The sequence below is a fragment of the Micromonospora parva genome (genome assembly GCF_040649675.1).
Taxonomy (GTDB): Bacteria; Actinomycetota; Actinomycetes; order Mycobacteriales; family Micromonosporaceae; genus Micromonospora; species Micromonospora parva.
In genome coordinates, this window is sequence record NZ_JBEZFX010000007.1 from 280,321 (window position 1) to 304,716 (window position 24,396).

At 71.0% G+C, this 24,396-nt stretch carries 20 protein-coding genes; 15 read left to right on the forward strand and 5 right to left on the reverse strand.

Annotation, left to right across the window (positions count from 1 at the left end):
- Positions 1–5 precede the first annotated feature (5 nt).
- The 6 genes from AB0C03_RS19585 (at position 6) to ahcY (ending at position 6,851) form a co-directional block, all read left to right on the forward strand.
- Complete coding sequence (locus AB0C03_RS19585; protein WP_357638213.1) at positions 6–1,391, forward strand: phosphomannomutase/phosphoglucomutase; 1,386 nt, start codon at positions 6–8, stop codon at positions 1,389–1,391.
- Positions 1,392–1,452: 61 nt separating this feature from the next.
- Positions 1,453–1,638 (forward strand): Trm112 family protein, encoded by a 186-nt coding sequence (locus AB0C03_RS19590; RefSeq protein WP_030331539.1) that lies wholly within the window; start codon positions 1,453–1,455, stop codon positions 1,636–1,638.
- On the forward strand, positions 1,635–2,831 hold the full coding sequence (locus tag AB0C03_RS19595) for an SIS domain-containing protein (protein ID WP_030331537.1): 1,197 nt from the start codon (positions 1,635–1,637) through the stop codon (positions 2,829–2,831). The genes AB0C03_RS19590 and AB0C03_RS19595 overlap by 4 nt, the downstream gene beginning before the upstream one ends.
- A 67-nt stretch (positions 2,832–2,898) precedes the next feature.
- Positions 2,899–3,906 carry a cation diffusion facilitator family transporter gene (locus AB0C03_RS19600; protein WP_030331530.1) on the forward strand — a complete coding sequence of 336 codons (1,008 nt, stop codon included), beginning with the start codon at positions 2,899–2,901 and terminating at the stop codon, positions 3,904–3,906.
- 3 nt (positions 3,907–3,909) lie between these two features.
- Entirely contained in the window at positions 3,910–5,073 is a 1,164-nt protein-coding gene (gene manA / locus AB0C03_RS19605; protein WP_030331528.1) for a mannose-6-phosphate isomerase, class I, read from the forward strand.
- Positions 5,074–5,351: 278 nt separating this feature from the next.
- Entirely contained in the window at positions 5,352–6,851 is a 1,500-nt protein-coding gene (gene ahcY / locus AB0C03_RS19610) for an adenosylhomocysteinase (protein ID WP_210860776.1), read from the forward strand.
- 130 nt (positions 6,852–6,981) lie between these two features.
- On the opposite strand, the gene AB0C03_RS19615 is transcribed toward ahcY, so the two are convergent.
- A complete protein-coding gene (locus AB0C03_RS19615; protein ID WP_167337298.1) occupies positions 6,982–7,140 on the reverse strand; it encodes a hypothetical protein in 159 nt (52 codons plus the stop codon).
- 166 nt (positions 7,141–7,306) lie between these two features.
- Here AB0C03_RS19615 and efeU point away from each other — a divergent pair, with 166 nt between their 5' ends.
- From efeU to hpf, 8 genes are all read left to right on the forward strand, one after another.
- The gene (gene efeU, locus AB0C03_RS19620; RefSeq protein ID WP_357638217.1) at positions 7,307–8,206 is read left to right on the forward strand and encodes an iron uptake transporter permease EfeU; all 900 of its coding nucleotides are present in this window, start codon (positions 7,307–7,309) and stop codon (positions 8,204–8,206) included.
- A gap of 22 nt (positions 8,207–8,228) precedes the next feature.
- Complete coding sequence (efeO, locus tag AB0C03_RS19625) at positions 8,229–9,362, forward strand: iron uptake system protein EfeO (protein ID WP_030331523.1); 1,134 nt, start codon at positions 8,229–8,231, stop codon at positions 9,360–9,362.
- A 25-nt stretch (positions 9,363–9,387) separates the two neighbouring features.
- Positions 9,388–10,665, forward strand: a complete 1,278-nt coding sequence (efeB, locus tag AB0C03_RS19630) for an iron uptake transporter deferrochelatase/peroxidase subunit (protein ID WP_357638219.1) — start codon at positions 9,388–9,390, stop codon at positions 10,663–10,665.
- Positions 10,666–10,889: 224 nt separating this feature from the next.
- Positions 10,890–11,579 (forward strand): MtrAB system response regulator MtrA, encoded by a 690-nt coding sequence (mtrA, locus tag AB0C03_RS19635; protein ID WP_030331519.1) that lies wholly within the window; start codon positions 10,890–10,892, stop codon positions 11,577–11,579.
- Positions 11,580–11,591: 12 nt separating this feature from the next.
- Positions 11,592–13,379 (forward strand): MtrAB system histidine kinase MtrB, encoded by a 1,788-nt coding sequence (gene mtrB / locus AB0C03_RS19640; protein WP_051708407.1) that lies wholly within the window; start codon positions 11,592–11,594, stop codon positions 13,377–13,379.
- 32 nt (positions 13,380–13,411) lie between these two features.
- Entirely contained in the window at positions 13,412–15,187 is a 1,776-nt protein-coding gene (locus AB0C03_RS19645; protein WP_357638381.1) for an LpqB family beta-propeller domain-containing protein, read from the forward strand.
- Between the two features lie 4 nt (positions 15,188–15,191).
- Positions 15,192–15,899 carry a ComF family protein gene (locus AB0C03_RS19650; protein ID WP_357638222.1) on the forward strand — a complete coding sequence of 236 codons (708 nt, stop codon included), beginning with the start codon at positions 15,192–15,194 and terminating at the stop codon, positions 15,897–15,899.
- A gap of 244 nt (positions 15,900–16,143) precedes the next feature.
- Positions 16,144–16,773, forward strand: a complete 630-nt coding sequence (hpf, locus tag AB0C03_RS19655; RefSeq protein ID WP_030331512.1) for a ribosome hibernation-promoting factor, HPF/YfiA family — start codon at positions 16,144–16,146, stop codon at positions 16,771–16,773.
- Between the two features lie 66 nt (positions 16,774–16,839).
- On the opposite strand, the gene AB0C03_RS19660 is transcribed toward hpf, so the two are convergent.
- A complete protein-coding gene (locus tag AB0C03_RS19660; protein ID WP_357638224.1) occupies positions 16,840–17,952 on the reverse strand; it encodes a GNAT family N-acetyltransferase in 1,113 nt (370 codons plus the stop codon).
- On the reverse strand, positions 17,949–19,100 hold the full coding sequence (locus AB0C03_RS19665) for a GNAT family N-acetyltransferase (RefSeq protein WP_357638226.1): 1,152 nt from the start codon (positions 19,098–19,100) through the stop codon (positions 17,949–17,951). The genes AB0C03_RS19660 and AB0C03_RS19665 overlap by 4 nt, the downstream gene beginning before the upstream one ends.
- 168 nt (positions 19,101–19,268) lie before the next feature.
- Here AB0C03_RS19665 and secA point away from each other — a divergent pair, with 168 nt between their 5' ends.
- The gene (gene secA, locus AB0C03_RS19670; protein WP_030331506.1) at positions 19,269–22,196 is read left to right on the forward strand and encodes a preprotein translocase subunit SecA; all 2,928 of its coding nucleotides are present in this window, start codon (positions 19,269–19,271) and stop codon (positions 22,194–22,196) included.
- Between the two features lie 586 nt (positions 22,197–22,782).
- Here secA and AB0C03_RS19675 read toward each other — a convergent pair.
- Both AB0C03_RS19675 and AB0C03_RS19680 read right to left on the reverse strand, forming a co-directional pair.
- On the reverse strand, positions 22,783–23,376 hold the full coding sequence (locus AB0C03_RS19675; RefSeq protein WP_357638228.1) for an Rv3235 family protein: 594 nt from the start codon (positions 23,374–23,376) through the stop codon (positions 22,783–22,785).
- A 602-nt stretch (positions 23,377–23,978) separates the two neighbouring features.
- Positions 23,979–24,206, reverse strand: coding sequence for a helix-turn-helix domain-containing protein (locus AB0C03_RS19680; RefSeq protein WP_124775311.1), 228 nt, complete (start codon positions 24,204–24,206; stop codon positions 23,979–23,981).
- Between the last annotated feature and the right edge of the window lie 190 nt (positions 24,207–24,396).

The following is a 24,396-nucleotide window of genomic DNA, read 5'->3' on the forward strand; positions in this document are numbered from 1 at the left end:
AACACGTGTCTGATCTGTCCCAGATCGTGAAGGCGTACGACGTCCGCGGGACGGTGCCGGACCAGTGGGACGAGCGGGTCGCCGAGGCACTGGGAGCCGCGTTCACCCAACTACTCAACTCCACCGACGAGCCGGGCGACGCAGTAGTCGTCGGGTACGACATGCGGGGCACCTCACCCGGCCTGGCAGCCGCCTTCGCCACCGGCGTACGCGCCGAGGGGCGTTCGGTGATCGAGATCGGTCTCGCCTCCACCGACCTGCTCTACTACGCGTCCGGCTCGCTCGACCTGCCCGGCGCGATGTTCACGGCCAGCCACAACCCCGCGCAGTACAACGGCATCAAGATGTGCCGCTCCGGTGCCCGCCCGATCGGCCAGGAGAGCGGTCTGGCCGAGATCCGGAACCGGGCCCAGGCCATGCTGGACTCGGGTGACGCCCGTCCCGCCGGTGCGCCCACCCGGCCCGCCGAGCGGCGCGACCTGCTTCCCGACTACGCCGGTTACCTGCGCAAGCTGGTCGACCTCTCGGGCATCCGCCCGTTGAAGGTGGTCGTCGACGCCGGCAACGGCATGGGTGGCTTCACCGTTCCGACAGTGCTGGGTGACGCGGCCCTGTCGCCGCTGCCGCTGGAGATCGTGCCGCTCTACTTCGAGCTGGACGGCACCTTCCCCAATCACGAGGCCAACCCACTGGACCCGGCGAACCTGGTCGACCTGCAGCGTGCGGTGGTCGAGCACGGGGCCGACATCGGCCTGGCCTTCGACGGCGACGCCGACCGGTGTTTCGTGATCGACGAGCGCGGCGAGCCGGTCTCACCGTCGGCGATCACCGCACTCGTCGCCGCCCGGGAGCTGGCCAAGCACCCCGGATCCACGGTGATCCACGGTCTGATCACGTCCAGCGCGGTCGCGGAGATCATTCGCGAGCACGGCGGGAAGCCGGTCGTCGCCCGGGTCGGGCACTCCTTCATCAAGGCGGAGATGGCCCGCACCAACGCCGTGTTCGGCGGCGAGCACTCCGCGCACTACTACTTCCGGGACTTCTGGTTCGCCGACACCGGGATGCTGGCGGCGATGCACACGTTGGCGGCGCTGGGCGAGCAGTCGTTGCCGCTGTCCGTGTTGGCCGGTGAGTACGAGCGCTACGTCGCCTCCGGTGAGATCAACTCGACGGTGTCCGACCAGGCGGCCGCCGTGGCCGAGGTGCGCGCCGCGTACCCCGACGCGGTTGCCGACGAGATGGACGGGCTCACCCTGCGTTTCCCCGACGGCGCCTGGTTCAACCTGCGCGCCTCCAACACGGAGCCGCTGCTGCGGCTCAACGTCGAGGCACCGACCCGGGATCGGATGGTCTCGCTCCGGGACGACGTGCTCGACCGCGTTCGCCGATAAGATCGCCTGCGCCGGTCGGCACCGCCGTCGGTGAAGCCGCACACGTGGAAGGAGCCGTGCCATGGCCCTGGATCCGCAGTTGCTCGAGATCCTTGCCTGTCCGGACACGCACCACGCCCCGCTCAGCTATGACGCCGAGGCGCAGACGTTGACCTGCACGGAGTGCGGTCGGATCTTCGAGGTCCGCGACGACGTGCCGGTGCTGCTGCTCGACGAGGCGCGCGGCGGCCCCGGGCAGCCCTCATGATCGACGGTACGGCCGGGGTCAGCGGACGCCGCGACGCCGACGAGGCCCTGCTCGACAACGCGCAGGCGTTGGCCGAGGCCGACCCGGGCGGCATGCTCCGGCACACGGCGTCGGCCGGCGCGCAGGTTCGGGAGAGCGCCGCGCTGGCGGCCGAGGCGAACCTTGCCGTGCTCGCCGACGACGGGCGGCCCCGAGCCGTCGTGATCGCCGGCATCGGCACGGCGGGGCGGACCGGGGACGTGCTGGCCACTGTCGCCGGGCCCCGCTGCCCGGTCCCGATCATCGGGCACCGCTCCGCTGGCGTACCCGGCTGGGTGGGCGCTGCCGACGTGGTGATCGCGGTGAGCGCATCCGGACGGAGCCCGGAGGCGCTCGGCGCCGCCGAGGCGGCCCACCGCCGTGGCGCCCGACTCGTCGCCGTGGGTGCCCCGGACTCGCGGTTGCAGTCGATCGCCGAGCAGGCCCGGGCGCCGTTCATCCCGGTGCCCCGGCGTGCCCCGGCCCGGGCCAGCCTCTGGGCGCTCACCGTGCCGGTCCTGCTCGCCGCCCGTTCCCTCGGGCTCGTGAAGGTCAACGAGGCGGACCTGGCGGAGACCGCGGCCCGGCTCGACGCGGACGCGGACCGCTGCCGGTCCGCCGCCGAGTCCTTCGTCAACCCGGCGAAGTCACTGGCGCTGGGTCTGGCCGGCTCGATCCCGATCGTGTGGGGTTCGTCCCCGCTGGCCACGGTGGCGGCCCGCCGGTTCGGCGACACCCTGTCGGCCAACGCCCGCTACCCGGTGGTCACCGGGGCGCTGGGTGAGGCCGGGCGGGGTCGCGTCGGGCTCCTCGACGGCGTCTTCGGCGGCCTGGCCGAGGGGGAGCGGGACATCTTCGCCGACCCGGCCGAGGACGACGGAGAGGGCACCCGGCTGCGGCTGGTGCTGCTGCGTGACGGCGGGCTCAACGCCGAGGACGACACCGACGAGCCGCTCGCCGTGGAGGAGCGCCGCGCGGACGCGGTGCAGACCCTCGCGGAGCGTCGTGGCGTGCGCTGCGACGTGGTGACCGCCGAGGGCGGTTCCGCCCTGGAGCGGCTGGCGTCACTGATCGCCGTCCCGGATTTCGCCTCGATCTACCTTGCGCTGGCCCACGGGCTGGACCCGATGGCCGTTCCGGCCATCACCGAGATGAAGGAGCTGTCGAACCAGTGAACGAACGTAGGGGGCGGCACGCCATGCGCGGACCGGTCGGCTTCGTGTCGCGAAGCGGAGCGGTGGCATGAGCGCCAACGGTGGGACGAAGGCGATCGTCGCCGCCCTGCTGGCCAACGTCGGCATCGCCGTCACCAAGTTCATTGCGTTCCTGCTCTCCGGCTCGTCGTCGATGCTGGCCGAGGCGGTCCACTCGGTCGCCGACTCTGGCAACCAGGGCCTCCTGCTGCTCGGCGGCAAGCGGGCGAAGCGGGCGGCCACCCCGGAACACCCGTTCGGGTACGGCCGGGAGCGCTACATCTACGCGTTCATCGTGTCCATCGTGCTGTTCAGCATCGGTGGCCTGTTCGCGCTCTACGAGGCGTACCACAAGTGGCATCACAAGGGCGGCATCGAGTCCTGGCAGTGGTTGCCGGTGGCCGTGCTGGTGGCCGCGATCATCATGGAGTCGTTCTCGTTCCGGACCGCCATCAAGGAGTCCAACCAGATCCGGGGCAACCAGTCCTGGGTGCGTTTCATCCGTCGCGCCAAGGCGCCGGAGCTTCCGGTGGTGCTGCTGGAGGACTTCGGCGCGCTGATCGGCCTGGTGTTCGCCCTGTTCGGCGTCACCATGACACTGATCACCGGTAACGGCGAGTGGGATGCCGCCGGCACCGCGATGATCGGCATCCTGCTGGTCGTGATCGCGGTCGTGCTCGCCATCGAGACGAAGAGCCTGCTGCTCGGTGAGGGCGCCGAGGCGTCCGACGTGGCCGCCATCGAGCGGGCCGTCACCGACGGCCCCGAGGTGGAGCGGATCATCCACATGAAGACGCTCTACCTGGGCCCGGAAGAGCTGATGGTGGCCGCGAAGATCGCCGTGCCGGAGTGGGAGAGCGCCCACGACCTGGCACGCGGCATCAACGCCGTCGAGGCGCGGATCCGGGCCGCGGTGCCGATCGCCCGGGTGATCTATCTGGAGCCGGACGTCTACAGCGTCGCTGCCGCCAAGGCCGGGACCGGTGCCGCCGCCGACACCGCCGTGCCGCAGCCACAGGACGCGTCGGGCGAGGCGGCCGGGCGGCCCGGGGGCTGACGGGTGGAGCCACTGTACGGGCCGATCCGGGACTACGCCTGGGGTTCGCGCTCGGCCATCGCTCTCCTCCAGGGGCGCTCGGTGCCGAGTGCGGGCCCGGAGGCGGAGCTGTGGTTGGGGGCGCACCCGGGCGCCCCGGCCCGCGTGGATCGCGCCGGTCTGCGGGTGAGCCTCTGTGATCTGGTGCGGGACGAGCCAGGTCAGTGGCTCGGTCAGCGGGTGTCCGAGCGGTTCGGCAGTCGGCTGCCGTTTCTGCTCAAGGTGCTCGCGGCCGACGCCCCGCTGAGCCTGCAGGCCCACCCGGACGCCGAGCAGGCGCGGGCCGGCTTCGCGGCGGAGGCGGGGCGTCCCGAGGGGCAGCGCAACTACGTCGACCCGCACCACAAGCCGGAGTTGCTGGTCGCGCTCACCCCGTTCGAGGCGCTGTGCGGGTTCCGGGATCCGGCGGAGTCGGCCGAGGCGCTCGCCGCGTTCGGCGTACCGGCGTTGGCGCCGGTGGTCGCCGCGTTGCGGGCCGGGCCGGCGGGGCTGCGGACGGCGGTGCGGACGCTGCTCGGCTGGCCGGTCGCCCAGCGTCACGAGCTGCTGGCCGCCGTGGTGGCGGCTCCGGCCGACGGCCCGGACGCGGAGTTGGTCCGCCGGCTGGCCACGGCGTACCCGGGGGATCCGGGCGCGCTGGTCGCGTTGCTGCTGCACCACGTGCGGCTGGTGGCGGGGGAGGGGATCTGGATGCCCGCCGGCAACCTGCACGCCTACCTGAGCGGCTGCGGAGTGGAGATCATGGCGGCCAGCGACAACGTGTTGCGCGGCGGCCTGACGCCGAAGCGGGTGGACGTCGACGAGCTGTTGCGGGTGTTGCGTTTCGAGGTGCTCGACGATCCGGTGCGGGCCCCGGAGACGGTCGGTCCGGGCGTGGACTGGTGGCCGGTCCCGGTGGACGATTTCGCGCTGCACCGGGTGCGGGTCGACGCGGCGGTGCCCTCGGTGTCGCTGCCGCTGCCCGGCCCCCGGGTGGTGCTCTGTGCTGGCGGCTCGATCACCGTGGACGACGGGGCCGGCGCGTTGACGCTGGTCTCCGGTGAGGCCGCGATCGGTACGGCGTCCGGTGCGCCGTTGCGGATCGACGGTGCCGGTATGGCGTACGTGGCGACGTCCGGGCTGCGCTGACGTGCTCGCCGGCGACGACACAAGTCCGACTTTCCCGGAATAGCTTGACGTCATCCTGGCCGAGTGTGACTCTATGAGTACGCAGCGTTATCGCGACGACGGTCCGAGAACGTGCGGGGGAAACCAAACCGGGGGGATGCACGGGGCGGGCGGGAGATGGCGGGAAGGTCCGTCCATCACCGACCGCCCCGTGCGCTGTCCGCGGACCGTGCCTGAGGCCCGTCGCCAACGCGCGTAAGGTGGAGGGTCGGCGCAGACATCGTTCGACAGGAGCTTTCATGACCAGCACCCTCCCGGCGTCCGCCAGCGGCACGCCGTCCGAGGCCCGGCCGAGCACGCTCGCGGACGGCGACTTCAAGGTGGCGGATCTGTCGCTCGCCGAGTTCGGGCGTAAAGAGATCCAACTCGCCGAGCACGAGATGCCCGGCCTGATGGCGATCCGTCGGGAATTCGCCGACGCGCAGCCGCTCGCCGGCGCGCGGATCACCGGCTCGCTGCACATGACCATCCAGACCGCCGTGCTGATCGAGACGCTGGTCGCGCTCGGCGCGCAGGTGCGCTGGGCGTCCTGCAACATCTTCTCCACCCAGGACCACGCCGCCGCGGCGATCGTCGTCGGCCCGAACGGCACCCCCGAGGCGCCCGCCGGGGTCCCGGTGTACGCCTGGAAGGGCGAGACCCTGCCGGAATACTGGTGGTGCACCGAGCAGGTGCTCGACTGGCCGGACGGGCAGGGCCCCAACATGATCCTCGACGACGGCGGCGACGCCACCCTGCTGGTGCACAAGGGCGCCGAGTTCGAGCGGGCCGGGGCGGTCCCGCCGGTCGAGTCCGCCGACTCCGAGGAGTACGCGGTCATCCTCGAGCTGCTGCACCGCTCGCTCGGCGAGGACAACCAGCGCTGGACCCGGATCTCCACCGGCATCAAGGGCGTGACCGAGGAGACCACCACCGGCGTGCACCGGCTCTACGAGATGCACCGGGCGGGCACCCTGCTCTTCCCGGCCATCAACGTCAACGACTCGGTGACCAAGAGCAAGTTCGACAACAAGTACGGCTGCCGGCACTCGCTCATCGACGGCATCAACCGGGCCACCGACGTGCTGATCGGCGGCAAGATGGCGGTCGTCATGGGCTACGGCGACGTGGGCAAGGGCTGCGCCGAGTCACTGCGCGGCCAGGGCGCCCGGGTCGTGGTGACCGAGGTGGACCCGATCTGCGCGTTGCAGGCGGCGATGGACGGCTACCAGGTCGCCACGCTGGACGACGTGGTCGAGCAGGCCGACATCTTCATCACCGCCACCGGCTGCTTCGACGTCATCACCAACGAGCACATGGCCCGTATGAAGCACCAGGCCATCGTCGGCAACATCGGCCACTTCGACAACGAGATCGACATGGCCGGGCTGGCCAAGCGTTCCGACGTCGAGCGGATCAACATCAAGCCGCAGGTCGACCTGTGGCGCTTCGCCGACGGGCACGCCATCATCGTGCTCTCCGAGGGTCGCCTGCTGAACCTGGGCAACGCGACCGGGCACCCGAGCTTCGTCATGTCGAACTCGTTCGCCAACCAGACGATCGCCCAGATCGAGCTCTTCACCAAGACCGAGGAGTACCCGATCGGCGTCTACGTGCTGCCCAAGCACCTGGACGAGAAGGTGGCCCGGCTGCACCTCGGCGCGCTCGGCGCCAAGCTGAGCACGCTGACCAAGGAGCAGGCCGACTACCTCGGCGTCTCCCAGGAGGGTCCGTTCAAGCCGGACCACTACCGCTACTGATCGACACGTTCGGACCGGGTCGGCTGTTCGCAGCCGGCCCGGTTCGGCGTCTCCGCCGCCGGTCTCGGCGGGTCAGCGTCTCTGCCGTCGGCTCTCGGCGGGTCGGCCTTTCCGCCGCCGGCTTCGGCGGTCAGCCTGAACGGGGGCCGCGCCGGGTGGGCCGGAACCACGTCCAGACGCACCAGACCAGCCAGCCGACCGACACGATGGTGGCGAGCGCGCGCAGGCGTAGCGCGCTGAGCACCAGCACCACGGCCAGCACCGCCAACCACGGCAGGAATCCCCTCACGGCGGGGATCCTTCCACAGCCGACCGGCCACCGGCAGGCTGCCGGGCGCGTCGTCCTCGGCGCGGCTCAGTGAGCTTGTCATGAACGACTTGACGGGGGCCCTGAGCAGGAGGAAGGTATGCCTGCCCTAAGTAAGCAAAGGCGTGCCTAACTACTCGGAGCCTGGATGTTCGCCACCTATCTGATCGGCCTGCGGGAAGGGCTGGAAGCCACCCTGGTGGTCAGCATCCTGGTCGCCTTCCTGGTGAAGTCGCAGCGCCGGGACCGACTGCCGCAGGTCTGGGCGGGTGTCGGCCTGGCCGTGGCGCTCTCGGTGCTCTTCGGCTGGTTGATCGAATACACGTCGACCTCGCTGTTGTCCCGCTCCGACGATCGTGAGTTGTTCGAAGCGGTCACCTCCGTCGCCGCCGTGGTCTTCGTGACCTGGATGATCTTCTGGATGCGCCGGGCCGCCCGGACCATCGCCGGCGAGCTGCGGGGCAAACTCACCGAGGCGTTGGCCGTCGGGTCCCTCGCCGTCGCCGGAATGGCTTTCCTTGCCGTGATCCGCGAAGGCCTGGAGACCGCGCTGATCTTCTACTCGGCGGCCCAGGGTGCGGCCGGCGACAGCGGGCCGCTGCTCGCGTTGATCGGCGGCATCGTCACCGCCGTGGTCATCGGCGTGCTGCTCTACGCCAGCGCCCTGCGAATCAACCTCAGCAAGTTCTTCACCTGGACCGGCGCGCTGCTGATCCTGGTCGCCGCCGGCATCCTCAAGTACGGCGTGCACGACTTCCAGGAGGCCGGCGTCCTTCCCGGCCTGAGCAACCTGGCCTTCGACATCACCGGCGTGCTCGACCCGAGCACCTGGTACGCGGCACTGCTCGCCGGCATGTTCAACGTGACTCCCGCGCCCACCGTGCTGGAGATGATCGCCTGGGTCGGGTACGCCGTACCGGTGCTCCTGCTCTTCCTGCGACCGGCCCGGCGTAAGCCGGCACCCACCGTGACCACCACCACCGTCACCGAGCGCGGGGCGGACACCGGCGCCGAGGCCGAGGCGGCGTCCACGCCGCAGCGCGCCTGACCCACGAGGAGAGACAGCCCAGATGCGTACCACCCAGTTCTTCGCGCTGGCCGCCGCCGGTGTGCTGGCAACGGCCGGTCTGACCGCCTGCTCCGACTCGGGCAAGGGTGACCAGGCCGGGGCCGCCGGCCCGATCGTGGTCAAGGCCAGCGACACCGCCTGTGAGGTCGGCACCACCGACCTGGGTGCCGGCACGGCCACCTTCAAGATCACCAACTCGGGCGCGAAGGTGACCGAGTTCTACGTGTACGCCGACGGCGACCGCGTGATGGGCGAGGTGGAGAACATCGCCCCCGGGCTGAGCCGCGAGCTGCACGTGGAGTTGCCGGCCGGCACGTACCAGACCGCCTGCAAGCCGGGGATGAGCGGCAAGGGCATCCGGGGCGCGCTCAAGGTCAGCGGGTCGGCGCAGCCGCTCACCGCCGACGCCGCGCTGGGTGATGCCACCGCCAACTACCAGCGCTACGTCAAGAGCCAGACCACTGCGCTGTTGGCCAAGACCGAGGAGTTCGTTGGCGCGGTCAAGGCCGGCGACGTCGCGAAGTCCAAGGCGCTCTACCCGGTCGCCCGCACCTACTGGGAGCGGATCGAGCCGGTTGCCGAGATCTTCGGTGACCTCGACCCCAAGATCGACGGCCGCGAGGAAGTCATCGAGGAGGGAATGGAGTTCACCGGCTTCCACCGGATCGAGAAGGACCTCTGGCAGTCCGGTGACATCAGCAAGGACGGCCCGATCGCCGACCGCCTGCTGGTCGACGTCAAGGAGATCGTGGCCAAGGCGAACGCCGAGAAGCTCTCCCCGCTCCAGCTCGCCAACGGTGCCAAGGAACTGCTCGACGAGGTCGCCAGTGGCAAGATCACTGGCGAGGAGGACCGCTACTCGCACACCGACCTCTGGGACTTCGCCGCCAACCTCGAAGGTTCCAAGGCGGCCGTGTCCGCCCTGCGCCCCGCGCTGCAGCAGCGCTCGCCCGAGCTGGTCACGCAGCTGGACACCGAGTTCGCCAATGTCGAAGCGCTGCTCGGCAAGCACCGCGACGGCGACGGGTGGAAGCTGCACACCGCGTTGAGCAAGGCCGAGCTCAAGGAGCTCTCCGACGGGATCAACGCGCTCGCCGAGCCGATCAGCAAGGTCGCCGCGGCCGTCGCGAAGTGACCACAACGCAGAAAGAGTCGAGTCGATGAGCGGAAGCGGGTTGACCCGGCGCCGGGCGATCACCCTGGCCGGCGCCGGGGTGGCCGGGGTCGCCGGGGTGGCGGCCGGCGCGGGGGCACTGCTGAACGGCTCCGGTGGCCCGGCCTCGGCGACCGACCACCCGGCCGGGGCGGTGCCGTTCCACGGTGAGCACCAGGCCGGCATCGTCACCCCGGCGCAGGACCGACTGCACTTCGTGGCCTTCGACGTGATCACCAAGGATCGGGCCCGGCTGGTCGAACTGCTTGAGGAGTGGTCGGCCGCCGCCGCGCGGATGACTGCGGGGCGCGACGCCGGAGTGCTGGGTGCTGTCGGCGGAATGCCGCAGGCCCCACCGGACGACACCGGTGAAGCGCTTGGCCTGCCTCCCTCGCAGCTCACCCTCACCATCGGCTTCGGGCCGACGTTGTTCCGCGACGCTGACGGGCGGGACCGCTTCGGCCTCGCCGACCGTCGGCCCGCCGCCCTTGCCGAGCTGCCGAAGTTCCCCGGCGACGCGTTGCAGCCGCAGCTCTCCGGCGGCGACCTGTGCGTCCAGGCCTGTGCCAACGACCCGCAGGTGGCGGTGCACGCGATCCGCAACCTGGCCCGGCTCGGCATGGGCGTGGTGAGCGTCCGCTGGTCGCAGCTCGGCTTCGGCCGTACCTCGTCGACCTCCCGGGGCCAGGCCACCGCGCGCAACCTCTTCGGGTTCAAGGACGGCACGGCCAACCTCAAGGCCGAGGACACCGACCTGCTGCGTGATCAGTTGTGGGTGCAGCCGGGCGACGGGCCGGACTGGATGGCCGGCGGCTCGTACCTGGTCACCCGCAAGATTCGGATGCTGGTGGAGACCTGGGACCGGACCTCCCTCGCTGAGCAGGAGGAGATCGTCGGCCGGGCCAAGGGCAGCGGCGCGCCACTCGGTCGGAGCGACGAGTTCGATGAGCCCGACTTCGCCGCGCGCGGCGCGGACGGGAAGACGGTCATCGCCGAGCACGCCCATGTCGCGTTGGCCCACCCGAGCCGGAACAGCGGTGCCCAGCTGCTCCGCCGGGGTTACAACTTCGTCGACGGCTCGGACGGCCTCGGCCGGCTCGACGCGGGCCTCTTCTTCATCGCCTACCAGCGCGATCCACGCCGCCAGTTCGTGCCGATCCAGACTCAGTTGGCGCGGCACGACGTGATGAACGAATACCTGCGACACGTCTCCAGCGGTGTGTTCGCCTGTCCGCCCGGGGTGCGCGACGGCGGGGATTACTGGGGGCGTGGGCTGTTCGGCTGACCGTCGTCCGGATGGCGACAGTCGGGTCGACCGAGCCTGCGGTGGCGCCGGGCGGCGCCGACGGGGGATCATGGTGGCAGCCTGACCACGGCCATCCGTGCGCTGGGCACCGCAGCACGTGGCGCCGCCGCCGCGGACCGCGGTCACCCGTTTGCCGGCGGCGCGAAGCGCGTACCGGCAGACGCCGGTCCCACCGAACTGAATGAGGATGCAATATTAATCCCATGAGAGCCCGCGTACTGGTGGTCGACGATGACCCCGCGCTCGCCGAGATGCTCGGAATTGTGCTGCGTAGTGAGGGTTTCCTACCCTCGTTCGTGGCCGACGGCGAGCGGGCGTTGGCCGCTTTTCGCGACAGTCGTCCCGATATCGTGCTGCTTGACCTGATGCTTCCCGGCATGAGCGGTATAGACGTCGCCCGGTCGATCCGCGCGGAGTCCGGCGTGCCCATCGTCATGCTGACCGCCAAGAGCGACACCGTGGACGTCGTGCTCGGCCTGGAGTCCGGTGCCGACGACTACGTGGTCAAGCCGTTCAAGCCCAAGGAGTTGGTGGCCCGGATGCGGGCCCGTCTGCGCCGAGGCGAGGACGTGGCCCCCGAGATGCTCACCATCGGGCCGCCCGACAACCAGATCACCATCGACGTGCCGGCGCACACCGTGAGCCGCAACGACGAGGAGGTGAAGCTGACTCCGCTGGAGTTCGACCTGCTTGTCGCACTCGCCCGCAAGCCTCGTCAGGTCTTCACCCGTGAGGTGCTGCTCGAGCAGGTCTGGGGCTACCGGCACGCGGCCGACACCCGTCTGGTCAACGTGCACGTCCAGCGGCTGCGGGCCAAGATCGAGCCGGACCCGGAGCGGCCGGAAATCATCCTCACCGTGCGGGGCGTGGGCTACAAGGCGGGGACCGGATAGCCTGGTCGCACTGTGTCAACCTCGCCGCCGCCACCCTCCCCGAGTACGGCGCCCCGCCGGCCCAGCGCCGCCGGGGAGCTCTGGCGTGCGGTGAGTGTCCGGGTCGCGGGCGTGCTGGGTCGGGCGCACCAGACCTGGCGCCGCTCGCTCCAGGTCCGGGTGGTGACCATCACGCTCGTCGCGTCCAGCCTGCTGGTCGGCGGCTTCGCGTTCCTCATCGCTGACAAGATCACCACCATCCTGCTCGACAGCGCGCGCAGCGACGTGCGGCAGCGGGTGACCAGTGGTGCCAGCTACGCGGCCAAGCAGGTCTCCTTCTACGGGCAGCCGCAGGAGGCGCAGCTTCAGGAGACCATCGACGGCACCGTCAACTACCTGGCCGGCGGCGACCCCCAGCAGACCAGCGGGGTGGTGGTGGCGATCACCGCCGACGACTACCCCAACGACATCCAGACCCGCACCTCCCCGTCGGCGAACGTCCAGCCGCTGATCAGCCCCGAGCTGCGCGCCGCGATCGCCGACGGCAAGGTGGCCAGCCAGATCCGCACCGGGCGACTCACCGACGAGACCACCAAATACCTGGTCTACGGCTCACCCGTGCCGACCCGCTTCGGCCAGATCGAGCTCTACTATCTGGTCCCGCTGGGCCGGCAGGACGTCACCGCCGCCGACGCCCGAGCCACAGTGGTGGCCACCGGCGTCGCCCTGGTGATCCTGCTCGGCCTGCTCGCGGCGCTGGTCACCCGGCTGGTGGTCAACCCGGTCCGGGTCGCCGCCCGCACCGCCCAGCGACTCTCCGCGGGCCTGCTCGACCAGCGGATGGTGGTCAACGGCGAGGACGACCTCGCCCTGCTCGCCGCGTCGTTCAACCAGATGGCCACCAACCTGCAACGGCAGATCCTGCGCCTGGAAGAGATGTCCCGGTTGCAGCGCCGCTTCACCTCCGACGTCTCCCACGAGCTGCGGACCCCGCTGACCACGGTCCGGATGGCCGCTGACCTGATCTTCGCCGAGCGCGACGAGTTCGACCCGGCGGTCGCCCGCAGCGCCGAACTGCTCCAGGCCGAGCTGGACCGATTCGAGGAACTGCTCACCGACCTCTTGGAGATCAGTCGGTTCGACGCGGGCTTCGCCATGCTGGATTCCGAGCCGACCGACCTGGTGCCGGTGGTGCACCGGGTGGTCGACCGGCTGGCCGGGCTGGCCGAGCGGGTGGGCGTACCGATCGAACTCGACCTGCCGGGCACGCCGGTGATCGCCGAGGTTGACCCGCGCCGGGTCGAGCGGGTGCTGCGCAACCTGGTCGGTAACGCTGTCGAGCACGGTGAGGCCCGGCCGGTGCTGATCACCCTCGGCATCGACGAGACCGCCGTGGCGATCACCGTCCGGGACCACGGTGTGGGGCTGAAGGTGGGCGAGGAGAAGTTGGTGTTCAACCGGTTCTGGCGGGCGGACCCGTCCCGGGCCCGGCAGACCGGGGGCACCGGCCTCGGCCTGTCGATCAGCCTGGAGGACGCCCGGCTGCACGGCGGCTGGCTGGAGGCGTGGGGCGCTCCCGGGCAGGGCGCGCAGTTCCGGCTCACCCTGCCGGCCCGTGCCGGCGACCGGCTGACCACCTCGCCGCTGCGGCTGGTGCCGGCCGACGCGACGCTGCCGTTCGGCGGCCCCCGCGACGGCAACCCTCGCGATGGTGGCTCCCGTGACGGCGGCCAACTTGCCATCGGTCCCGGCACCGGCGGGGCACTGGCGATCGGTCCGGCTCCGGCCGGCGACGGCCAGCGGACGGAGGTGCACTCGTGAGACGGCCGACCCTGCTCGGGGCCTTCGGCGTGATGGTGCTGCTGGGCGCCGGCTGCGGCATCCCGGCGGCGTCCGACGTGCGGGTGGACGGCAAGGGCGGTGCCGCGACCGAGGCCGGTGTGATCAGCCGGGGCAGTGAGCCACCGACGCGGACCGCCAGCGGCACCCTCCAAGAGGTGTTCGTCCGCAACTTCCTGTCCGCCGCCGCAGGCGAGCCGGATCGGGCGTACGAGCGGGTCAAGGCGTTCGTCGCCCCGGAGGACAAGATCCGCCTACAGGACAAGAAGGGCAGCGAGGTCGCGCTGAACGTGGTGCGGCTGCGCGAGGCGGTCTACACCCCCAACAGGGACTTGACCACGACCGTGAAGATCACGGTGCAGCAGATCGGTGTGCTGCGGGCCAACGGCACCCTGGCTCCGCCGGTGGCGACCGAGACGGAGTACGAGTTCGGCCTGCGCAGCGCGTCGTTCGACGGCGGCGTCGACGATGACCGCGCCGGCCTGTACATCATCAACCCGCCCAACGTGCTGCTGCTCAGCGACACCGCGCTCCGACAGTATTACCAGGACGAGACGATCTACTTCTGGAGCTCCGACCGCACCCGTCTGGTGCCTGACCAGCGCTACCGACCGCAGGCGGTGCCGGTCGAGCGGCGGGTCAACGAGGTGGTGAAGTGGCTGGTCGGCGGTCCCTCCGACTGGCTGCGCCCGGGAGTCGTCGGGCTGCCGGACCGCACCGAGCTGATCAACAACGCCACCGGTGGGAACGGTCGGTGGGAGGTCAACCTGGACATGCCCAGCGACGACCAGAACGGCATCGACCAGTTGATCACCCAGATCGCCTGGTCGTTGGGTGACCTGCCGGGCCAACTGGAGCTGAAGATCCGCAACAACGCGCAACCGGTGGTGATCCTGGGCGAGCGCCGAAACTCCCATGCGCTCTACCCGCACGCCGCCAGCCCGCTGCGCTTCGGGGTGTACGACGGTGCGATCCACCCGCTCGACTTCGAAGGCGAGCCCAGCGGCACCGTGCCGCTGGCGCCCGAGGTCAACCGCAACGTCGTCTCGGCCAGCCTCGGGTTCGCCAAGGACCGGCGGATCCTCGCCGCGATGGTGGTCACCGGCAGCAAGAACCGCTACCGGCTCGCCGTGGGCACGGGCGTCGAGCCGGTCTCCGTGCTCAGCCGCAGCAGCACCGAGTACTCCTCGATCAGCCGGCCGGTCTGGCTGCGGATGGTCGACTCCCGACCCGGCCGCGGCCTGGTCGTGGCCGACGGGCAGCTCTACCGGTTCGACGAGACGGCGCGGATGTATCAGATGCCGCTCAACCTGCCCTCCGGCGAGGTCACTGCGGTGGCCGCCGCGTTGGACGGCCAGCGGGTGGCGCTGATCGCCGGCGGCCGCCTCTACGTCGCCGCTGTCAACCTCGACGGCGGCGGGGTCTCCATCGGCCCGCCCCGAGAGCTGGTCACCTCGCTGACCAACCCGACGGCGGTCGACTGGGGCAGGGAGGACCAACTGGTGGTGGCCGGGTCCGTCGGCCAGCCGGCGCTCTACGAGATCAGCGTCGACGGCGCCCTGGAGACGCCGTTGCGGACCGACCTCGGTGCCAAGGTCAACCACCTGACCGCGTACCCGAGCAACCGCGGCGTGCGGGCGCCCAGCGGTGCCTACATGTACGAGGTGAACGGGGTGGCCTACCGCAGTAGCCCGTTCGAACGCATCGAGCCCAGCCGGGTACGCGGCATCGCCCAGGTGCCGGCCGGCGTGCGGCAGAGCAACCCGTCGGCCCCGTTCTTCCTCTACTGACCCGGTGGGCGGGCTCTGGGCGGACCTCGCCGACCTGGTGCTACCCGCCGACTGCGCCGGTTGTCGCGAGCGCCGCCCCGGCCTGCGGCACGGGGTCTGCCCCGCCTGCGTCACCGCGCTGAGCCAGTTGCGGCCACGGGCGGTGCGCCCCACCCCCGCCCCGCCGGGTCTGCCGTCCTGCGTCGCACTCGGCTCGTACGCGGGTCCGCTGCGCGAGGCTCTGCTGGCGTACAAGGAACACGGCCGACACGGCCTGGCCCGCCCACTCGGCGCGCTGCTCGCCGAGGTCGTCGCGGCGGCCGTCGGCGAGCCTCGTCCGTTGGCGTTGGTTCCGGTCCCGGACACCGCGGCGGCGGCCCGGTCCCGTTACGGAGACCACCTCGACCGGTTGGCCCGGCACTGCGCGGTCCGGCTCAACCGGGGCGGTTGGGCGGCGCGGGTGCACCGTCCGCTGCGGGCGCTGCCCCGGCCCGACTCGGTCACCCTGGACAGCGCCGGGCGGGCGGCGGCGGCCGAGGCGGCCTTCCAGCCTCGCTCGGCCGGACCGTTGCGGGGTGGTGCCGCGGGCCCGGCGCCGGTCGTGGTGCTGCTCGACGACATCGTCACCACCGGGGTGACCCTCGCCGCCGCGAGCGGAGTGCTGAGCGCGACGGGATGGGCGCCAACAGTCGCCGCCGTGCTCGCGGCGACCGAGAAAAGACACCAGTCGTAACCCATCGTGTTTCCGTTTCACCCGTTGGTGTATGAGCTGCGAAAAATTCTGGGCCGTCTCGGCAACATGGGGTGACTGCCGGGCAAACAGGAGTTAGCGTTTCGCTGTCGGGGGTAGGAGGTCGTTCCAACCGCCCTCGGCGGTGAGAGGAGGCGTAGCCGTACAACCGGTCGACGCCAGCGGGTCTCCCCACGGCGCGCGGCCGGGTAACCGGATCGAAGACCGTCCGAACAAGGGAGGTCACGTGGACATCGTGGTCAAGGGCCGTAACGTCGAAGTTCCCGATCATTACCGGGTACACGTAGCCGAGAAACTCGCGAAGATCGAACGCTACGACCACAAACTTATTCGCGTCGATGTCGAGCTGTTTCACGAGCGCAATCCGCGCCAAGCCGACCACTGCCAGCGGGTGGAGATCACCTGCGTTTCCCGGGGTCCGGTGATTCGGGCCGAGGCCTGCACGAACGACTTCTACAGCGCGCTCGACGCCGCCATCGCGAAGCTCGACACCCGGCTACGCCGCGCAGCCGACCGCCGCCGCGTACACCGGGGCCGGCACGCGCCGATCTCCGTCGCCGAGGCCACCGCGGGCCTGCCGGTCGCCGACCTGGTCTCCACCGCGCCGAGCGACGGCGCCCGCGCCGGCACGGCCGTCGCGGAGCGGGTCGAGGAGGAGTACGACGACCAGCAGCCGTGGCACATCGCCCGGGAGAAGGTGCACCCGGCGGAGCCGATGACCATCGACGACGCGCTGTTCGAGATGGAACTGGTCGGCCACGACTTCTACCTTTTCCAGGACAAGGAGTCCGGCCGTCCCAGCGTCGTCTACCGGCGGCACGCCTACGACTACGGGATCATCTCCCTCGCCACCTGACCCACCCCTCTCGTTCGACCGGGGAGTTGTGGCGGGACGTCCCGCCACAACTCCCTGCCGCCGTTCTCAGCGCAGGTCGGTGGGGAGCAGCGCGAACGTCAGATCGTCCAGGCGGGTGCCGTCCAGGCCGGGCAGCCGGCCACGCTGGAGCCCCTCCCGCTGGAAGCCGACCCGCTCCAGCACCCGGTGCGAGGCGACGTTTCCCGGCACTGTGCCGGCGACCAGCCGGGTGACACCCGCCGAACCGAACGCCCACGCGGCGAGCAGCCGGACCGCACGGGTCGCGTACCCCCGGCCCCGCCACTCGGGTAGCAGCGCGTAGCCGACCGAGCCCTCACCGCTGGCCGCGTCCGTGATCGACATCCCGCAACTGCCCGCCGGCGCGCCGCTGGACACGTCGACGATCAGCAGTCGGGCGATGACACCGGTGAGCCAGGCGCTCTCCGCCAGCAGGCAGCGCCGTTGCGTCGCCTCGGGCGTCGGCGGCACCGGCGGTGCCTGGTTGGCGACGACCTCCGGTCGGCTGTGCAGCCGGTGCATCAGCTCCGCGTCGTCCGGCGCGAGCCGGCGCACTGTCACGACACCGTCGCTGAGCAGCCCGCCGGGCAGGTCGGGCAGCAGGCGGGCGGTCGGCCCGGGCGGGTCGCCGACGAGGCGTACCCAGGCCAGCAGGTCGTGGCGGTCCCCGTCCCGGCCGGATCCGGCCGACCGGCGCGAGCCCTCGTAGCGGTAGCCGGCGGCCAGCGCGACCCGCTGGCTCGATGCGTTCTCCGGCTCGGTGAGCAGCTCCAGGCGGGCGGTGCCGGCGGCGAACGCGTGGTCGCTCAGCGCGCGGGTCGCGGCGGTGGCGACCCCGCGTCCGCGCGCCGCCGGCCGCACCCAGTAGCCGATCTCGACCTGACCCCGGGCGGACACCGGGTTGTTCAACCCCACCGCGCCGAGCAGCCGGTCGGTGGCCGGGTCGGCGATGGCGTACGCGGCGCCGCCGCCGGTCCAGGCCGCCGGAGCGCCCACCTCGATCCACCAGCGGGCGTCGACATCGGTGTACGGGGCTGGCAGGTTCGACACGAACCGCTGGCTGACCGGGTCGGCGCAGCCGTCGACCACGTCGGCGGTGTCCCCGGTGTGAAACGGCCGCAGCCGCACCCCGTACGCCTCGATGACCTCCTGCTCGGTCACGCCAGATCCTCGGCGAGCAGCGCGGCGACCCAGACGTCGGCCCGTTCGCCCCGGTGCGGTACGGCACCCCGGGCGGTCCCCTCGAACGAGAAGCCGGCCTTCTCCGCCACCCGACGGGAGGCGTCGTTGCCGACGTTCGCCTTCCACTCGATCCGGGCCAGACCCAGCGCGGTGAAACCCCAGGCACTCAGCGCGAGCAGCGCGGCCGTCATGTAGCCGCGACCACGGGCGTCGGGCGCGGTCATGAACCCCACGTCGGCCAGCAGCGGGTCGGTCGGGGAGAGCCGCAGGTCGATGGTGCCCGCGTAGCTGTCGTCCGGGTCGGAGATCACGAAGCAGGCGGCGTCGCCCCGGGCCCACAGCGCCTGGCAGTGCTCCTGGTACCACAGCGCGTCGGCGTGGTCGTACGGGTCCGGCACCGTGGTCCAGCGGATCGACTCCGGGTCCCGGCAGGTCCGCACCACGGCGCCCAGGTCCCGCTCCTCCATGGGCCGCAGCCGCAGCTCGCCCGCCCCGGTGGTGGCGAACAGAACGGGCTGCGGGCGGCCGAAGACGGCGGCCCGGCGGGCGGCGAGGGTGCCCGGCTGGGCCGGCCCGGGCGACCCGGCGGCGGGCACCTCGCCAGGCAGCAGCGAACCGATCCAGCCGTCCGCCACGCCCTCCAGCGCCGGGTTGGCCATCCGCAACCGGCCGTCGACCCGGAAACCGGCTCGGAGGGCCACCAGCCGGGAGGCGTGGTTGCCCACCTCGGCCTGCCAGATGAGCCGACGCAGGCCGACGGTGTCGAAGGACCAGCGGGCCACCGCCCGGGTGGCCCGGACCATCACGCCCCGACCACGCGCCCACGGTGCCGTCCAGTAGCCGACCTCACCGGTACCGTCCTTGTCGATGGAGATCAGGCCGTTGGCGCCCAGCAGCTCACCGGTGCCCGGGTCGCAGACCGCGAACGGTGCCCCGGTGCCCTCGGCCCAGGACTTCCGGCTCATCTCGGTGACAAATCCGTGCGCGTGTTCCGGCCGGTATGGGCGCGGTACGGTGGTCCAGCGCTGAATGTCGGGGTCCTGGCAGGCTCGGTGGACGGCCTCGGCATCCGCCTCCCGCCAGGGTCGCAGCAGCACGCCGTCCTCGATGATCTCCACGGGCTCCACTCGTGCATCCTGCCGCAGCGTTCGCCGACGGCGTAACCGGATAACGTTTGGGGCGAGCGCAGGACGCGAGTTATGTCGGGTTCCGCGGGGTCGAGCACCGCCACCAGTGACCATCGCGCCGATGGAGCGCCTACGATGGTTCGAGACTGTCTAGGGGAGCGTTGATCCGTGTCGATTCTGGAAAAGGTCCTTAACGCGGGCGAGGGCCGCATGGTGCGCCGCCTCAAGGCGATCGCCAATGCCGTCAGCTCGATCGAGGACGACTACATCAACCTCACCGATGAGGAACTGGCCGGCATGACCGAGCAGTTCCGAGAGCGGCTCGAGGAGGGTGAGACCCTCGATGATCTGCTGCCGGAGGCGTTCGCGGTGGCCCGCGAGGCGGCCGCCAGGGTGCTGGGCCAGCGCCCGTACGACGTCCAGGTGATGGGCGGCGCGGCGCTGCACTTCGGCAACATCGCCGAGATGAAGACCGGTGAGGGTAAGACGCTGACCTCGGTCATGGCCGTCTACCTCAACGCGCTCTCCGGCAAGGGCGTCCACGTCATCACGGTCAACGACTACCTCGCCCAGCGTGACGCGGCGTGGATGGGCCGGGTGCACGAGTTCCTCGGGCTGACCGTCGGCGTGGTGCTGCCCAACCGGCCGGCCAGCGAGCACAAGGCCGCCTACGAGTGCGACATCACCTACGGCACCAACAACGAGTTCGGCTTCGACTACCTGCGCGACAACATGGCGTGGTCGAAGGACGAGCTGGTGCAGCGCGGGCACAACTTCGCGGTGGTCGACGAGGTCGACTCGATCCTGATCGACGAGGCCCGCACCCCGCTGATCATCTCCGGCCCGGCCGAGCACTCCGCCCGCTGGTACGGCGAGTTCGCCGGCGTGGTGGCCCGGCTCCAGCCCGGCACCGACGGCGAGGGCGACTACGAGGTCGACCACTCCAAGCGCACCATCGCGGTGACCGAGCGGGGCGTCGCCAAGGTCGAGGACCGGCTCGGCATCGACAACCTGTACGAGTCGGTGAACACCCCGCTGGTCGGCTACCTCAACAACGCCATCAAGGCCAAGGAGCTCTACAAGCGCGACAAGGACTACATCGTCAGCGACGGTGAGGTCCTGATCGTCGACGAGTTCACCGGTCGCATCCTGCACGGCCGTCGCTACAACGAGGGCATGCACCAGGCGATCGAGGCCAAGGAGGGGGTGGAGATCAAGCAGGAGAACCAGACCCTGGCCACCATCACCCTTCAGAACTACTTCCGCCTCTACGAGAAGCTGTCCGGAATGACCGGTACGGCCCAGACCGAGGCGAGCGAGTTCAACAAGGTCTACAAGGTCGGCGTCGTGACGATCCCGACCCACCGCCCGATGGTTCGCGAAGACCGGCCGGACGTCATCTACAAGACGGAAAAGGCCAAGTTCAACGCCGTTATCGAGGACATCGCCGAGCGGCACCAGATGGGCCAGCCGGTGCTCGTCGGCACCGTCTCGGTGGAAAACTCCGAGATCCTCTCCCAGCTCCTGCGTCGCCGGGGCATCCCGCACAACGTGCTGAACGCCAAGTTCCACGCGCGGGAGGCCGAGATCGTCGCCCAGGCAGGGCGTAAGGGCGCTGTCACCGTGGCGACCAACATGGCCGGTCGCGGCACCGACATCCTGCTCGGCGGCAACGCCGAGTTCCTCGCCGCGAACGAGCTGCGCCAGCGCGGCCTCGACCCGCTGGAGAACGAGGAAGAGTACGCCAAGGCGATGGAGGAGGTCCTTCCCAAGTGGAAGCAGGCCTGCGACGCCGAGGCGGAGGAGGTCGCCGCCGCCGGTGGCCTCTACGTGCTGGGCACCGAACGGCACGAGTCCCGGCGGATCGACAACCAGCTGCGCGGTCGCGCCGGCCGGCAGGGCGACCCGGGCGAGTCCCGTTTCTACCTGTCGCTGCAGGACGAGCTGATGCGGCGCTTCCGGGCCGGGGCCGTCGAGGCGGTGATGGAGCGCTTCAACATCCCGGAGGACGTGCCCATCGAGTCGAAGATGGTCACCCGGCAGATCAAGAGCGCCCAGGCCCAGATCGAGGGCCAGAACGCCGAGATCCGCAAGAACGTGCTCAAGTACGACGAGGTGCTCAACAAGCAGCGCCAGGTCGTCTACGCCGAGCGGCTCCGGGTGCTCAACGGTGAAGACCTCTCCGACCAGGTCCGCAACATGATCGACGACACCGTCGAGGCGTACGTGCGGGGTGCCACCTCCGAGGGCTACGGCGAAGACTGGGATCTTGAGCAGCTCTGGTCCAGCCTCAAGCAGCTCTACCCGGTCAGCGTGACGATCGAGGAGTTGGAGGAGGAAACCGGCGGCTCTCGGGCCGGCATGGACGCCGACTTCCTGGTCGCCCGCCTCAAGGAGGACGCCAACGCCGCGTACGACCGCCGTGAGGAGCAGCTCGGCACCGAGGGCGTTCGCCAACTCGAGCGGATGGTGCTGCTCCAGGTCATCGACCGCAAGTGGCGCGAGCACCTCTACGAGATGGACTACCTCCAGGAGGGCATCAACCTGCGCGCGTACGCCCAGCGCGACCCGGTGGTGGAATACCAGCGCGAGGGCTTCGACATGTTCGCCACGATGATGGAGGGCATCAAGGAGGAGACCGTCGGTTTCCTCTACAACATCGAGGTCCAGGTCACCGAACCCGAGCCGGAGGCGGGGGCCGACGAGGTCACGCTGCTCGACAAGCCGGTCGAGATCCGGGCCAAGGGCCTCAACCAGGCACCGCGGCGGCAGGGCCTGCAATACTCCGCGCCCACCATCGACGGCGAGGCCAGCCCCGGTGCGGTCGCGGTGGAGCAGGCCGAGCAGCAGGCTCCGGCGCTCGGCGTTGGCCGACCGGCTCCGGGTGCCCCTGCGGCACCGGGGCAGAGCGCGCCGTCCGCTCCGCAGCGGCCGGCATCCGGGCTGCGTGGCCCGGCTGTTCCGTCGGCTGCCGCCCGTCGGACGGCACCCAACCAGGCCGAGGCGAGCAACGGCCCGTCCCGCAACGCGCCGTGCCCGTGTGGCTCGGGCCGCAAGTACAAGCGCTGCCACGGCGCCCCCAACGGCGGCAACTGACCGACAGCGTCCGCGCAGCGACAGTCCCTGACCGACGGGTCCCGGCCGACCAGGCCGGGGCCCGTCGGTGTCTGCCAGCCCCGCCGGCCCTACAACCACCTGCCTGGGCGGCCCTCCTCGGGTGACACGCACCCGCACACCGTGATCACCTCGCCTTCATGAAAACCGGGCCATCACCCACAGCCGGACAACCCGATTTCCTGAAACCGGAGTGGATCACCCGGTCTGGCCCTGGCCTGGCTCGGTCCTGGCCTGGCTTAACCCTGCCCTGGCCCCGTCCGCCCTGGCCCTGGTCCAGCCCTGTTCGGCCCGGCCCTGTTCGGCCCGGCCCTGTTCGGCCCGGCCCTGTTCGGCCCGGCCCTGTTCGGCCCGGCCCTGTTCGGCCCGGCCCTGTTCGGCCCGGCCCGGCCTAGTCCTGCCGGGCCGGCCCTGCCTGGCTTGGCCCCGGCCCTGCCTGGCTTGGCCCCGGCCCTGCCTGGCTTGGCCCCGGCCCTGCCTGGCTTGGCCGGCTCGTCCTAGCCCGGCGGGGCACGGGTTGGAGCCGTCCTGGGCGCGGCCAGGTGACCGATTGGGGCCGGGAGTGTGGTCAGAGCACGTGTAGGGCGGTGCAGAGCCAGCGGCCACGACGGTGCTCCAGGCGCACTGCCAACGCCCAACTTCGGCCGCTGGCGCCGGTGAGGACGGCTGCCGCCTCCACAGCGGTCTCCCTGGGCTCGCAAACTCGCAGGCGTAGCAGCCGAACCAGTGGTCGGCCGGTGCGACGGCGGGTTGTCCCGGCCCGGCCGGACGCGCGGGCGAGTTCGGTCAGCAGGTCGGCTGCTCGGGTCGGGTCGAGCAGCGCTCGCACCTGGTTCGGCGAGCGGTAGCCGTTGACCACCTCCACGCACGTGCCGACGAAGCGGTGCGCCGCTCGGGTGGTCTCCGGAGCGGCCGTCGGCGGTAACGACGCGACGGGATGGGTGGCGGGTCGGTTGGGCACCGGGCGCAGCGGTGTTCGGCGTTCCGGCGGCCGGAGGGGGAGGGGTCTGGTGGAGGCGAACAGGTCGAGGGCGAGCTGACCGTCGGTCGGTGCTGGCCAGTACGCCCCGTCGGTCTCGTCGACGTACGGCGGGTCGAAGGGCGGGACGGGGCGCAGTCGCACGGGTGGTCGGGAAGGACCGGGTCGTGCTCTGCTCATCATGGCCCCCTTTGATCTTGCGTTTGCCTTCGTTTGCCTCCGACAAGCTCGATTCTGAGTGAGACAACTGTCTCGGTCAATGGCTTCCCGGTACCCACGACCAACAAAGGCCCTTGATCCACTCGCGTTTCTTGATACCGCGGTACCGCGGCGGCCTCGATGCCCCGACTTCCGTAAACCCGAGTGGATCAAGCCAGGTCGGACGCCCGGACCGCCCACGGCCGTCAGGCGAAGGGCTGGCTGAGGGGTCGATCGTGACGTGGGCTGCAGGTGACTCGGCCGGCGCGGCGCGAGCGGCTGGCGGGCTGGTCGTGACGCGAGCAGCAGGCAGGTGACTCGGCCAGCGTGGTGCGAGCGGCTGGCGGGCTGGTCGTGACGTGGGCGGCAGGCAGGCACGGCCGTGGCGTGAGCGGCAGGCAGGTGACTCGGTCAGCGGGGCGCCAGCGGCTGGCGGGCTGGTCGTGACGTGGGCGGCGCGCAGGCACGGCCGTGGCGTGAGCGGCAGGCAGGCGGCTCGGCCAGCGCGGCGCGAGCGGCAGGCGGGCTGGTCGGGACGTGGGCGGGCAGCCAGGCGGGCCGGCGGGCCGACCGGATGGGCTGGGCCGCTACTCGGGGTCCCTGTCGATGAGCGGGTTGCTCTGCACCCAGTCTGCGGTTTCGTCGTATTTGCGCGCTATGTACTCTTCCAGGCGGGTCCGCTCGACGCGCCACTGGCCGCGCCCGCCGATCTTGATCGCCGGCAGTTCGCCGCTGCGCACCATGTGGTAGACCTGCGAATCCGACACGTTGAGCTCGGCAGCCACGTCGGAGAGCAGCAGGAACCTCGGCTCCACAGGAACTCCCGGTGTTGATGTCGTTTGGCTCAGTTTGCCACCGACAGCGCTGACCGCCCAGCACCGGCCCGGTTCGGCGGCCGACCGGCAGCGCGAGACACACCGGGCGGGAGCTTCCTCCGGCCGGAGGCGAGGTGTATGACGGTCACGGCGTGCGGCATGATCTGCGCCCGTGCCGGCGGCCGCCGGT

Bases quoted from the DNA above. Each gene is read 5' to 3' on its own strand.
- AB0C03_RS19645 (WP_357638381.1), top strand. From the start codon at position 13,412: ATGGTGCTGCTGGGCGCCGGCTGCGGCATCCCGGCGGCGTCCGACGTG.
- efeO (WP_030331523.1), top strand. From the start codon at position 8,229: ATGCGTACCACCCAGTTCTTCGCGCTGGCCGCCGCCGGTGTGCTGGCA.
- efeU (WP_357638217.1), top strand. From the start codon at position 7,307: ATGTTCGCCACCTATCTGATCGGCCTGCGGGAAGGGCTGGAAGCCACC.
- AB0C03_RS19590 (WP_030331539.1), top strand. From the start codon at position 1,453: ATGGCCCTGGATCCGCAGTTGCTCGAGATCCTTGCCTGTCCGGACACG.
- mtrA (WP_030331519.1), top strand. From the start codon at position 10,890: ATGAGAGCCCGCGTACTGGTGGTCGACGATGACCCCGCGCTCGCCGAG.
- efeB (WP_357638219.1), top strand. From the start codon at position 9,388: ATGAGCGGAAGCGGGTTGACCCGGCGCCGGGCGATCACCCTGGCCGGC.
- ahcY (WP_210860776.1), top strand. From the start codon at position 5,352: ATGACCAGCACCCTCCCGGCGTCCGCCAGCGGCACGCCGTCCGAGGCC.
- AB0C03_RS19595 (WP_030331537.1), top strand. From the start codon at position 1,635: ATGATCGACGGTACGGCCGGGGTCAGCGGACGCCGCGACGCCGACGAG.
- AB0C03_RS19600 (WP_030331530.1), top strand. From the start codon at position 2,899: ATGAGCGCCAACGGTGGGACGAAGGCGATCGTCGCCGCCCTGCTGGCC.
- AB0C03_RS19675 (WP_357638228.1), bottom strand. From the start codon at position 23,376: ATGATGAGCAGAGCACGACCCGGTCCTTCCCGACCACCCGTGCGACTG.